Source organism: Endozoicomonas sp. ALB091, assembly GCF_049310265.1.
Taxonomy (GTDB): domain Bacteria; phylum Pseudomonadota; class Gammaproteobacteria; order Pseudomonadales; family Endozoicomonadaceae; genus Endozoicomonas.
This window is the reverse complement of the sequence record NZ_JBLYNQ010000006.1, coordinates 196943-209343: the sequence shown is the minus strand read 5'-3', so window position 1 is coordinate 209343 and position 12401 is coordinate 196943. Positions and strand designations below refer to the sequence as shown.

The 12401-nt window shown below is 47.6% G+C and carries 9 protein-coding genes and 1 pseudogene; 7 read left to right on the top strand and 3 right to left on the bottom strand.

Annotated features, from left to right (window positions below; translation table 11 throughout):
• Nucleotides 1-100: 100 nt before the first annotated feature.
• The 3 genes and pseudogenes from ACO6UX_RS07970 to ACO6UX_RS07960 form a co-directional block, all read left to right on the top strand.
• Nucleotides 101-213 (top strand): annotated as a pseudogene (locus ACO6UX_RS07970) (IS200/IS605 family transposase); the annotation flags it as partial.
• A 211-nt stretch (nucleotides 214-424) separates the two neighbouring features.
• Nucleotides 425-1426: a hypothetical protein gene (locus ACO6UX_RS07965; protein ID WP_422446503.1), complete on the top strand. Its 1002-nt coding sequence runs from the start codon at nucleotides 425-427 to the stop codon at nucleotides 1424-1426.
• A 267-nt stretch (nucleotides 1427-1693) separates the two neighbouring features.
• A complete protein-coding gene (locus tag ACO6UX_RS07960) occupies nucleotides 1694-3097 on the top strand; it encodes an SET domain-containing protein (RefSeq protein ID WP_422446501.1) in 1404 nt (467 codons plus the stop codon).
• A gap of 49 nt (nucleotides 3098-3146) precedes the next feature.
• Here the strand turns inward: ACO6UX_RS07960 and ACO6UX_RS07955 are convergent, their stop codons facing one another.
• On the bottom strand, nucleotides 3147-4133 hold the full coding sequence (locus ACO6UX_RS07955; RefSeq protein ID WP_422446499.1) for an SET domain-containing protein: 987 nt from the start codon (nucleotides 4131-4133) through the stop codon (nucleotides 3147-3149).
• A gap of 522 nt (nucleotides 4134-4655) precedes the next feature.
• On the opposite strand from ACO6UX_RS07955, the gene glyA reads away from it, so the two are divergent.
• From glyA to ACO6UX_RS07935, 4 genes are all read left to right on the top strand, one after another.
• The gene (gene glyA / locus ACO6UX_RS07950; protein WP_422446497.1) at nucleotides 4656-5921 is read left to right on the top strand and encodes a serine hydroxymethyltransferase; all 1266 of its coding nucleotides are present in this window, start codon (nucleotides 4656-4658) and stop codon (nucleotides 5919-5921) included.
• Between the two features lie 424 nt (nucleotides 5922-6345).
• A complete protein-coding gene (gene nrdR, locus ACO6UX_RS07945) occupies nucleotides 6346-6807 on the top strand; it encodes a transcriptional regulator NrdR (RefSeq protein WP_101746570.1) in 462 nt (153 codons plus the stop codon).
• Entirely contained in the window at nucleotides 6808-7491 is a 684-nt protein-coding gene (locus tag ACO6UX_RS07940; RefSeq protein WP_422446495.1) for a zinc metallopeptidase, read from the top strand.
• Nucleotides 7492-7530: 39 nt separating this feature from the next.
• Complete coding sequence (locus ACO6UX_RS07935; RefSeq protein WP_422447901.1) at nucleotides 7531-8154, top strand: LysE family translocator; 624 nt, start codon at nucleotides 7531-7533, stop codon at nucleotides 8152-8154.
• Nucleotides 8155-9556: 1402 nt separating this feature from the next.
• On the opposite strand, the gene nrdG is transcribed toward ACO6UX_RS07935, so the two are convergent.
• A complete protein-coding gene (gene nrdG / locus ACO6UX_RS07930) occupies nucleotides 9557-10042 on the bottom strand; it encodes an anaerobic ribonucleoside-triphosphate reductase-activating protein (protein WP_422446493.1) in 486 nt (161 codons plus the stop codon).
• A gap of 67 nt (nucleotides 10043-10109) precedes the next feature.
• Nucleotides 10110-12242, bottom strand: coding sequence for an anaerobic ribonucleoside-triphosphate reductase (nrdD, locus tag ACO6UX_RS07925; protein WP_422446491.1), 2133 nt, complete (start codon nucleotides 12240-12242; stop codon nucleotides 10110-10112).
• Between the last annotated feature and the right edge of the window lie 159 nt (nucleotides 12243-12401).

The following is a 12401-nucleotide window of genomic DNA, read 5'->3' as shown; positions in this document are numbered from 1 at the left end:
AAATTGAACTGAATAATACAATACAACAAAGAATGGTAAAACAATGTTGGAGTTGTAAAGTCATTCCCGGTGTTTGAGATTCTCAATGGTGTAACTAGATCTGTTGGTGTCAGCAGCATCAAATATGGTGCCTGGAAAAATTTATGAAGAATCAAAGGAAGATCTTTAACCAGCCTGTTTGAGAGTATTCGGGATTTGAAGAAGCGGTATTGGGAGGCACTTTTGTGATGCTTTTGTGATTACAGACATTTTATCCCTGCTCTGAAAAATTCCTCTGGATCCACCCCATGAAAATGGTGGAAAACGCCGTTTAAGTCAGCATGGAACTTTTTCATAACTGCCAATGTCAAAATATTTATATGTTTCTACTGCCATGCCAACCTTCATGGGATGGCTTCATTAATTTTTGAATGAGGATTTGGTTATGTTAATGCCAGCTGCGAAATTTGTCACTTCAGATTATAACACCTTACTGTGCAATGCTTTGAACACTGACACTGGTGGGGAAGATAATACAACGAATAAGCCAGAGTTTAAGGGGCGATTTATTACCATAGTTGAAAACTGTTTTGAAGATGATTCAATGCGCCGGACATACCAGGATTCAGTCAATACAAAAAGTAGTGCTGACCAAAATTACAATTTTTTAGAGGATTTGGCTTTCGAACCCTTTAAATATAATCGCGTTCCCCTTAAGGGTTGCGAATATGTTGATCTGCTCGGGGGGCGTCGAACAACTGATTTGGGCGTTGATTTAATAGCCCCCTATGTCACATTTGACAAATCTTGTAAATTAGCCAATGAAGTTGATGTGAGAATGAGGCTAGCTAAAAATAATGCCACTGAATCAATGGCTAATTTCGTTTGCTCCAACCTGGAAAAAATGGCAACTCTAGGCAATTGGTCCGGTCAGTCAGTTCCTATGAGTGTCAGAATAGTAAGATACACGCTCAATTCAGACAACCCTGAAATAGTGAATATTCCCTGGAGTACTGGCTGGGCCCCTTTAACCATGTCATCAGTCATTTCGCCATGCAAGCAGAAGGACGGTGCATACTCCGGTGGAGATCTGCTCTTTGCTGAAAAAGCCCAAGAAACGTATTTGTCGAATCTTTTTCCCCAGGTATCTTCCATGTTATTTTCTACATTTTCGAATTTTTTTCCCCAGTTATCTTCTATGTTATTTTCTACAGAAAAACATATTCCTGAAACAGTTAAACAATATCCCTATCCAGAAAACGGCTGCATTGTTTCAGAAAACGTCTTTTCAATAGGCACAGCTAGTGACATAAAATCCAGTGGGAAATCATGTCAACGCATGGTATTTATCTTGTCCGCATTCCCGGATAAACAACAATTTTTGTCCTTTATGAAAGAAAATTCAGGCCAAAATCTAGTGTCAAAAGATAGCCCGGATATTTCATAAACGTGCTCCCACTCTCGCTTGTCCTTTGATTCTCTGGGAGGCTGTCTGAGAAGCTCCCAGGCAACCCCACAGGAGGCTGACCGAGAATAGACTGCCCTGCGCGGCAACTGCTCCTGCGTTGCCCTGGCTCCTGCATCCATGCAGTCGTGCGGTTGCGATAAATTGGTCTAAAAATCAAAAAGTATAATAGAGATATTTTTTGAACTAAAAGCTGTTTTTATGGTCAGAAAAAGTGGAATACCAATAAAACCATGAAGGATAAAATCAATGCTTCCATCTGGAATCGGGTTTGGCCAAACACCGACAAAGGGTCCATCTTACTCAAGAGAGGAAAAATCTGATTTAACAGAAAGTACCCCTTCCCCGGCAAAAAAAATGCGACTCGATCAGGTTGAAAGGAATGTAGCAATTGTTAATAGCGCCCAGCCTTCCGTTAATTCCCGGCCACCCAGCTGCAACAATTGCCTTAATGATATGGAAGCTGTGTTTGGTTATTTAATGGTTCTTTTACGCGCCAGAAATATCGAATTAGTTCCCTGGGAAGATTATTCAGGAATTACAAACCAATTGTTAACTCTCAGAAAAACGGTTGACGAACAAATTCAACGTTTAAATCAGGGTGCCGGGATCACGGTTGTTAATGGTCAAGAGGTGGTGTATTCCCCGGACTCTCCTGTTTCAGAAAGGGCAATGACACCAACATCCCCGGGCACCGATCTCCCTCCCCCATGCATAAGGTCAACAGAAGGTGTTGTACATGGTACCGGCGTCATTGCTAACCAAAACTTCAAAGCGGAACAGATAATATGCCCTTACGATGGACCATTGGTGTTCAGAACCATTAATCCGAAAAATGGCAAATATGTTGTCTTTACCATCAAGGCCCCGGGCGATGCTGACACTGCGGGTGTTAATATCCTGGAAAACGACACTTATGTTGCATGGTCGAACGTTACTATTGCCCAAGCTGGCGTACCTGTCATTGAGCTTGGCCGTGACTGTGAACATGATATCCGATTCCTGAATCACTCCAAGCAACCCAATGTAATGATCAGCTGTACAAATGTGGACTCGTTAGCGTGGGGTGACCGGGAAACTCTTAAGCTGACGGTTGTAGCCCTGAGAGATATTAAGAAGGGAGAAGAGCTGTTATTTGATTATGATACAAATCAGGAAGACTCTGAAATAGACTTCAGTATCTCGTCAGTAGATAATAAGGCAGACAAAAATCAAAGAGAAAAAATAATCCAGAGAGTTAAAAAGCTGAACGAAAAATGTCTAAAGGGTGGGAGGAAAAGGTCGGCAAAAACAAAGGAAAAAGAAGTTGATCTGCCAGAATCACTTGATATTCAAGTCGGTCATATCATGGATAAAATTCAGGGTATTCGTGGCAAAACACTTCATCCGATAAGACTTGAACAATTGAAGGCAGGTCTGGATGACAATAATAAAAAACTACTGAATATAATTTTATCTAATAACCCGTCAATTTTGGAAGATATTGCTTCTTTTTTGTCTTCATTAAAAATTGAACTAAGCAAAGATATGGATAAGTTAACAATGAAAAATATTAATGAGCTACAAAAGTTTTTAATGGGTTCAATGTTTAACGGTAAGCAAACCTGGATGAATATTGATGACTTAAAAAAACATCTCGCTTCCTTTAAGTAACATGAAATTGGTTAGGTGCTATTAATAAACCGTTGCCGGTAGCAGGCATTTAGCCTGCTACCGTTTTTTGATAAACCTTCCTGACAGTATTATGAATAGCTATTGCACTCTTTTGCCCGGGTTTTTCTACTGTTGATAGCGTAAAGTCAATCTCTGACTCTGGTAGGCCCGGATCGTAATCGAATAGCAGTTCTTCTCCGAGGGCAATGTCTTTCAGGGCAGTAACCCTTAACAGAATCTGATCGCATTGATTAACTGGAAATCTACTCAATACCCGGGGTGTGATGATTTTTACATTGGCATTTTTGGAGTGGTTCAGATATCGAATGGGGCCGACAGCATCACGGCCAATCTCAATGCCGGGCGTTCCGGAATACTTGAGAAAAATGCCAGACCAGGCAGCAAAAGTATCTTTCTCCATAAATCGGGGAACAGGCCCTTTTTTACCCTGTTCCAGTTTGAATACATTGAATTTTTGTTGCTGGCCCGACTGTCGGCTTCTTATTCGGAATATCAGTGGGCCGTGATACAGAGAGATGAATTGACCTTTTTTGAACCGCTTTTTCGCCACAACGCCGGTCCCGTGGACAACACCGTGAGTGCTGGCCTGGATCCGTGCCCTGAGTTTGCGGCGATTACCGTGGTCAGAACCGTGGGCGGCCCCGACTTCATGGGCAAGCAACGAGACAGGTGACTCCGGGGGAGTAAATGCAGTCACCTGCGTGTTTTCTGTGTCTTGTAACCGAAGTAAGGCGAGATTGGTCATGTCTCTCAGCTTTCGTATTCTGGTAATCGTCTCTTTATTTTGAAATAACGTGAGTTCTGTCGCATTGACAGTAGTAATTGTTCTGACGCTCCGGATGGTTTGTAAATCATCCAGAATCTCATCACGTATAAAATTTTCGTGAGGAGGCTCTCTGGCAACTGACCGGTTGAAGCAGTGCTCTTTGGCTTCGGAATCAATGCCAAAACGGTGAAGTGCAGGGGGTTCAACGGGTGGTTCAGTCCTGTTGGGTGAACAGATTGCTGGTATCATGTTGTGGCGTGTTTTTTGTAGAGTTGGATCTATTCGACAGAGAAGTTAACTGCTGGTTCAAAATGTTTGTCAGCATTTTTTATTATTTCGCTGGATTATCTGCCAGGGGTGGTAACGTTGTTGCTCAGACACAGTTCCGGGAGCGGGCCGAATGCACGGCGTCTGAGCCATTCCTGAGCCAAAAATCCTTTGGGCCTGTCTTTGCGTAAAAGAGGCGTTAAACAGGGTATTCATCATGGACATTGAGTGGTTTTTACTGCCGATTTCCTGCGGGCTGTATTAGAATAGCGTTTCACCACCAATATCCAGGCATTTCACAGCCTCTTGGAGCCTGTCGGACTTAAGCGTCCGTAGCGAGGATTGCGAGAAATTGAGGATAAAAATTTCTGCTTCTGAGGAGAATAGCGGGGCTATTTGACGAAGAAGCAGGAATTTTTAGACCATTTTATCGCAACCGCAGTAGGACAGTCTTAAGTCCGACAGTCTCCTCGGCGGGCTGTTAACAGGCAACCGAGGTAATGAATGTTCACAAAGGACATGACCATCGCTGAATTTGATCCGGAGCTTAAGGCGGCTATTGATGCAGAAACCCTGCGTCAGGAAGAACATATCGAGCTGATCGCTTCCGAGAACTATGCCAGTCCAAGAGTTATGGAAGCTCAGGGCAGTGCGCTGACCAACAAATACGCTGAAGGCTATCCCGGCAAACGTTACTACGGCGGCTGTGAGCACGTTGATGTGGTTGAGCAGCTGGCCATTGATCGTGCCAGGGCGCTGTTTGGCGCAGGCTACGCCAACGTTCAGCCGCACTCGGGTTCCCAGGCCAACTCGGCGGTATTCATGGCCCTGCTGAAGCCCGGTGATACGATTCTTGGCATGAGTCTGGCCCATGGTGGCCACCTTACCCACGGTGCCAGCGTCAGTTCCTCCGGCCGAATCTATAATGCAGTGCAGTACGGCATTACACCTGATACCGGTGAGTTGGATTACGAAGAAGTTGAACGCCTTGCCCTGGAGCATAAACCCAAACTTATTATTGGTGGCTTTTCTGCCTACTCCAGGATTGTTGACTGGCAGCGTTTTCGGGATATTGCCGATAAGGTCGGTGCTTACTTCCTGGTTGACATGGCGCATGTTGCCGGGCTGGTGGCTGCGGGCGTTTATCCTTCGCCAGTGGGCATTGCTGATGTGGTCACCACCACCACTCACAAAACCCTGGGTGGACCGCGCGGTGGTTTGATTCTGGCCGCTGAAGATGAAGAGCTGAACAAGAAACTGAATTTTGCCGTCTTTCCTGAATCCCAGGGCGGTCCTCTGTGCCATGTGATTGCTGCCAAGGCTGTCTGCTTCAAAGAAGCTATGTCTGATGAATTCAAGACTTATCAGGCCCAGGTGGTCGAGAATGCCCGGGCCATGACCCGGGTGATGATGGAGCGGGGTATCAATATCGTTTCCGGTGGGACCGATGACCACCTGTTCTTGATGGATCTGATCGGTAAGGAATACACCGGTAAAGATGCCGAGGCAGCCCTTGGCCGTGCCAATATCACGGTGAACAAGAACGCGGTGCCTAATGACCCTCGTTCACCTTTCGTAACCAGTGGTCTTCGTATCGGTACTCCGGCTATTACCCGTCGCGGCTTTAATGAAGAAGACTCAGCAGCCCTGGCTGGCTGGATCTGTGATGTCCTGGATGCCCTGGGCGATGGTTCCGGTGATGCACAGGTGGAAGCCGCAGTGAAAGCCAAAGTGCTGGAAATCTGTTCGCGCCTTCCGGTTTACAAGTAACTGTTTGGGTGGTATCGGAAAGCCGCTGTGCCTTGAATGAGTGCAAGGTCAGCGGCTTTTTTTATAGATCGCAATTGAGGTCCAGGGTTAATAAGCGGCTTTCTCCATTGAGTGCTCCAGTCGCTGAAACTGCTTCTGGTTCTGATATACGGTTAGAAACCGGGAACTTGTAATAAAACCGCAGCTGGTTATCATTGCTTTGGTACATAAGTAGTTGGCCAAATGGAATCGTATATTTCTGGCTAAGTGGGCAGTTGCTATGCAAGGCGCAACGTAGGGAGCATAGCCGTAGCTATGTGACCGGAGTTGCAACGCCGCAGAGTGACTGACAACTTAGTCAGAAATATATGATTTCATTTGGTTAACTACTTATAGCAAATGGTGTCCCCTGATCCCCTCAAAAACTCAAGGATTAATTTGCTCAATGCATTGTCCATTCTGTGGTGCTGCTGAAACAAAAGTGATCGACTCGCGTCTGGTTGCAGAAGGCAGCCAGGTGCGCAGGCGTCGCGAATGCCTGTCCTGCATTGAACGTTTCACCAGTTATGAAACAGCAGAACTGCTGATGCCGAGGCTGGTGAAACGGGATGGTACCCGTGAACCTTTTAATGAAGATAAGCTGCGGGCGGGCATGTCCCGTGCCCTGGAAAAAAGGCCGGTAGGCGTTGAGCAGCTGGAAGAAGCGGTGAGCCGCATTACTCATCGCCTGCGGGCCATGGGGGAGAGGGAAGTCAGTTCCCGGATTCTGGGTGAAGAGGTTATGCGCGAATTAAAGCAGCTGGATGAGGTGGCCTATATCCGTTTTGCTTCCGTCTATCGTCATTTCAAGGATCTGAATGAGTTTCGGGAAGAGATCGACCGGCTGGAGACTGAGGATCGGGATTAAATGCCTCTGATTCTGATATTGCTGGCGATTCTGGTCCTGGTTTTTGGTCCCCAGTTCTGGGTCAGGCATACGTTCCGTAAATATGGCAGAGACCGACCGGATCTTCAGGGCACCGGCGGCGAGCTGGCACAGCACCTGATTGAACGATTCCAATTGGATGGCGTATCCGTTCGTGAAGGTCAGGAAGGTGAGGATTATTATGATCCGGAAAACCGGGTAGTTTCGCTCTCCTCATGGCACTATCGGGGGAAAACCATCGCTGCTGTTGCCGTTGCTGCCCATGAAGTCAGCCATGCCTTGCAGCATCAGGAGCAGCACCCCGGGTTTATGCGCCGTCAGAAGCGGGTAAAAATGGCCATGATGATTGAGCGGTTCAGCGTTATGGCCCTGATGGTGACGCCTTTTATTTTCTTATTCACCCGGCTTCCCCAGAGTACCCTGATCACTTTGCTATTGGGCGCTTCCGGGATGATTGCCTCACTCTGGGTGCAATTGATGAACCTGCCCATTGAGATGGATGCCAGTTTTAACAAGGCCCTGCCAATTCTGGAGGAAGGGTATCTTGCCAGAGACGATCTACCGGGGGCGAGAAAGGTCCTGAAAGCCGCGGCAATGACCTATGTTGCTGCGGCACTGGCAAGCTTGCTGAATATCGGACGATGGATAGCTATTTTAAGACGATAAGCCGTTGGGCAAATGGATGCCTTTGGAATTGAGTTAAATATGGTCAATTTATCCCTGCTGGTTCTGTTTGTTCCTACGTTTTTATTTGTGTCTGCCACCCCGGGCATGTGCATGACCCTGGCCATGACGCTGGGTATGACTGTGGGTATTCGCCGGGCGCTGTGGATGATGTTGGGAGAACTGTTGGGCGTTGGGCTTATTGCCGTGCTTGCCGTGGTCGGTGTGGCTGCGGTGATGCTGAACTATCCAGCCGCTTTTACGGTGTTTAAATGGCTGGGGGGGGTGTATCTGTTTTACCTCGGGGGGCAGATGTGGTTGTCCAGGGGGAAAATGGCCATTCCTCATGAGGGGCTGCAACCAAAAGAGACGGGTGCCAGAGAGCTTATGATTCAGGGGTTTTTTACTGCGGTAGCGAATCCCAAAGGATGGGCATTCTTTATCTCATTGCTACCACCCTTTATTTCAGCAGATCAGCCGCTGACTCCACAGCTGATTATTCTGGTGGCCATTATTCTGGTTATTGAATTTATCTGCCTGAATATATACGCAGCCGGTGGCAGAACGCTGCGACATTTTCTGCAGAAAAGCGGTAATGTCCGGGTGTTGAACCGGATTGCCGGTTCTCTGATGATGGGGGTGGGTATCTGGCTGGCGGTTGGTTAAATCTGGCAGAATAAATCAACTGCCAGCGGAGGAACTGTTGCCAGAGAAAAATCTGTTTAATCTGTGTAAGGGGGGTTGTGGAGCTCTCCTCCCTCTCAGAATTTGAATGTCCTGGTTTAAATCCGCAATTTTTCTGGCGTAAAGATGTTGACGGTTCCCGGTGTCATTACAATGGTAAAAATCATGGCATTTTACTTTGAATATGCCTCGTTTTTGAATACGTTCTGCCTCATTCCAATCTTTAAGGCACTCAAAGCAAATGTCATGGTCACAAAAACTGGCATCTGCGGCTGCATTCTGACGTGCATGGAGGCCTGACCGTCGAATGTGATTACAGCCTGAAGATCTCTCAATGAGGTTATCACATTTCGGGCATGGCCTGAATCTACTGTCATCCGCCTGGGCCATCTGGTAGACCTGCAGTTTTGCAGTCAAATCAGAAAGCCGCTGTTCCTGATTTATGATATGTGCTTCATCACAACTCTTATTGAAATGGGGCTTTTCTTCACAGTTTGCGCAAAACTTGCGAGTACAGGGTACGTAACCAATATTGCGTTTGTAAATTTGTCCAGAGCAGCTGATTACAGCCTGTTCAGGCTCTCTCAGATTGACAAAATACTGTTCATTGCAGTCTCGGCATGTAGCATTTTTTGTCACTACAGGGCCAAGCAATGGGGAAAACGGATCCCGGGCAAAAATTCGGAGTTGTGATTGCAGGTGGAAATCTTGCAGCATCTGCAAACATTCCGGGGATGATATCTGTGGAGCAAGCTTGTCGACGGGTATGGAGTGGTGTTTGGACGAATCGCACGTTGGGCAGGCTATGCCAACGCCATTTGTTTCATCATTTGTTATGGGGTCTGCGATTCGATATTGAGTGTGCTGTGCCAGGCAGTCAGAGTGAATCCACGTTGCTGTTTCACATCCGGGGATAAATGCTGCTTCTGGTGCACTTTGAAAATCACTCAGGCAGACAGAGCATTGTGCATCGGTGGGTGGTTGAGCCTTACTTGCATCCGACGTTTCTTGTTGTGGAACAGGTTCCGGGTTTTGTGCAGCAGTAGATTCTGGCATGGGAGCAACAGGATTTAATAAATGGCGGGTTCCGCGCAGGTAGGCACCATCAGTTGCTCTCATTTCATAAGTTATGGTTCTGGGTATGTTGGGGTCAGCCTCAAAAACGGCCTGTAAGGTACGATCCAGCCATGAAGCCAGGGCATCAGTATTCGGGTCTTCATTAGATCGTCCAATATTGTTAGAAGCATTACTGCTAGAAGCATTTCTGCTAGAAGCAGTACTGTCAGGAGCGATATTTAAATTGGAATTGGGAATCATATTTAGGTATTTAAATTCTTGATTTACTCTCAATAGACTAAATTTTGATCCCAAAGTTTCATTTTCTTTAAGTAATCTGTCTCAGTGTATTATTAATATCAATTATTCTCTGATTGCTGCTGCCCCGCCAGGGCAGTGACAGATCTCTCTTATCCAGCTCAAAACGTCCATCAATCAGCACATCAATGTATTGCAAAACCTCCTGTTGAGCCTGGCTGAGCTCTTCCAGCGTGTAGCCAGTCCAGAGCCAGATATTTTTCTGCGGATATTCGGCTTTTACCCGCTGAACCAGCTTCAGTATGCCGGATAGATTGCCGGGAAACAGTGGGTCTCCGCCGGACAGCGACAGCCCATCCCGTTTGATGCGGGAATCCCCAAGGTCGGCAATAATCCGGTCTTCCATGGCCTGGTCAAAAGGGGTTCCCTTGTGGGCATCCCAGGTGGTGGCGTTATGGCAGCCTTGGCAGCGGTGTTCACAGCCACTGACAAACAGGGTGCAGCGGGTGCCTTCACCATTGACCACATCGATTGGATAGTACTGGAGATAGTTCATGCTCTTTGCTTTTCCATGGTACCTGTGGTGCCTGTTCCCACGCAGAGCGTGGGAACAGGCAGCCGTATCAGAGGTGCTTCACCCGACGAACCACTTCTTCCTGCTTACCTTTAATAAACGGGCGGCTGTTCGGTTGACCCAGGTAGCCACAAACACGACGGGTAACGGACATCTTGTCGGAGTCACGGTTTTTGCACTGCGGGCACTCAAAACCACGGCTGGTGGCGTTGAACTCACCTTCATAATCACAGCTGTAGCAGGAGTCATTGGGTGTATTGGTGCCGTAGTATGGGACCTTGTCGTAGGTGTAGTCCCAAACGTTTTCCAGAGCCTTCAGGTTGTTGACCATGTTCGGGTACTCACCGTAACAGATGAAGCCACCGCTGGCGTGTTTGGGGTATACCTGTTCAAAGTCGACCTTGTCGTATGGGTTGACCTTCTTTTCCACATCCAGATGGAAAGAGTTGGTGTAGTAGCCTTTTTCAGTCACGCCTTGAATAACACCAAATTTCTTTTTGTCCAGACGGCAGAAACGGTCACACAGGCTTTCACTCGGGGTTGAGTAGAGGCTGAAACCGTAGCCGGTTTCCTGTTTCCACTTATTCACCGCGGCACGCATGGTTTCCACAATGGCAACGGCTTTCTGGCGCAGCTCTTCACTGTCGTACAGATCACCAGAACCATTTTTGCCACCATAAAGGGCATTGATCGTCTCATGGATACCGATATAGCCAAGGGAGATGGAGGCGCGGCCATTTTTGAAAATATCGCTGATCTTGTCATCGGGCTTCAGGCGAACACCACAGGCACCTTCCACATAAAGAATCGGCGCTACCCGTGCACGGACACTGTCCAGACGCTGGATCCGGGTCATCAGGGCTTCTTTCGCCAGCTGCAGACGCTGTTCCAGCAGCTGGTAGAAGGTCTCTTCACTGCATTTACTTTCAATTGCTATGCGGGGCAGGTTGAGTGAGACGACCCCCAGGTTATTACGGCCATCGTGAATCATCTTGCCGTCTTCTTCATAAACCCCCAGGAATGAACGACAGCCCATGGGTGTTTTAAAGCTTCCGGTCACTTCAACCAGCTTGTCATAGTTGAGAATGTCCGGGTACATCCGTTTGCTGGCACACTCCAGTGCCAGCTGCTTGATGTCGTAGTTCGGATCTTCAGGGCTGAAGTTCACCCCTTTTCTGATGGCAAAGACCAGTTTTGGAAAGACCGGTGTCTTGCAGTTTCTGCCCAGACCGCGAATCCGGTTTTTCAGAATGGACTGCTGCACCAGGCGCTCTTCCCAACTGGTACCCAGACCAAAGCCAAAGGTGACAAACGGCGTCTGACCATTGGCGGTGTGCAGGGTATTTACCTCATACTCCAGTGCCTGGTAGGCGTCATAGCAATCCTTTTCGGTCATTTCCATGGCGTATTCACGGGCTTTCCCTTCATCATGGATCCAGCGCATACCTTGCTGCAGGTGCTTTTCAAAGGTTTTGCGTACGTAAGGTGCGTGAATACGGTCAATCTCATTGATACTGGTGCCGCCATAGATATGGCTGGAAACCTGGGCAATGATCTGGGCTGTGATGGCCGCTGCGGTAGTGATTGATTTGGGCGTTTCAATTTCCGCATTACCCATGCGGAAACCGTTGGTCATCATTCCTTCAATATCGATCAACATGCAGTTGAACATTGGGAAGAAGGGCGCGTAGTCCAGGTCGTGGTAATGGATTTCGCCACGGTCATGGGCCGCAGTAATATGCTTTGGCAGAATATGCTGTTTGGCGTAGTGCCTGGCGACCACACCGGCCAGAAGGTCCCGTTGGGTGGGGATGATTTTACTGTCTTTGTTGGCGTTTTCGTTGAGCAGCTCTTCATTATCCTGGTTGATAATGCTCAGAATGTCCCGGCTCAGGGCATTACGAGACTCACGTTCAATATCCCGGATCTGACGATATTCAATGTATTTGCGGGCAGCGTTATGGTATTCGCTGCTCATCATCAGGTGCTCTACCTGATCCTGAATATCATAGATATCCACCAGTTCCAGACCTTCCACGGTGCTGGCTACTTTTTTCGCAACGTACTCAGCAAAGTCATGGTCTTTGATCTGAGCATCATTGAGGGCGCTGGCAACGGCTTTTACGATGCGTGGTGCATCAAAAGGCTGGCGTGAACCATCGCGTTTGATGATCTCAGTCATGGTGGGTCTCCGGACAAATAGAGTAATGAGATATTGCGCCTTTTCGGGAGGAATATCTACAGGTAGTGGTATGCGTGCCTGGTTGGCACTATATGATGTGGTGTTTTGCGGCGGCTATGATCTACTAAACTGTTTGATTCTGCAATATTGACAAAACGT

Bases quoted from the DNA above. Each gene is read 5' to 3' on its own strand.
- ACO6UX_RS07965 (WP_422446503.1), top strand. From the start codon at position 425: ATGTTAATGCCAGCTGCGAAATTTGTCACTTCAGATTATAACACCTTA.
- ACO6UX_RS07960 (WP_422446501.1), top strand. From the start codon at position 1,694: ATGCTTCCATCTGGAATCGGGTTTGGCCAAACACCGACAAAGGGTCCA.
- ACO6UX_RS07955 (WP_422446499.1), bottom strand. From the start codon at position 4,133: ATGATACCAGCAATCTGTTCACCCAACAGGACTGAACCACCCGTTGAA.
- glyA (WP_422446497.1), top strand. From the start codon at position 4,656: ATGTTCACAAAGGACATGACCATCGCTGAATTTGATCCGGAGCTTAAG.
- nrdR (WP_101746570.1), top strand. From the start codon at position 6,346: ATGCATTGTCCATTCTGTGGTGCTGCTGAAACAAAAGTGATCGACTCG.
- ACO6UX_RS07940 (WP_422446495.1), top strand. From the start codon at position 6,808: ATGCCTCTGATTCTGATATTGCTGGCGATTCTGGTCCTGGTTTTTGGT.
- ACO6UX_RS07935 (WP_422447901.1), top strand. From the start codon at position 7,531: ATGGTCAATTTATCCCTGCTGGTTCTGTTTGTTCCTACGTTTTTATTT.
- nrdG (WP_422446493.1), bottom strand. From the start codon at position 10,042: ATGAACTATCTCCAGTACTATCCAATCGATGTGGTCAATGGTGAAGGC.
- nrdD (WP_422446491.1), bottom strand. From the start codon at position 12,242: ATGACTGAGATCATCAAACGCGATGGTTCACGCCAGCCTTTTGATGCA.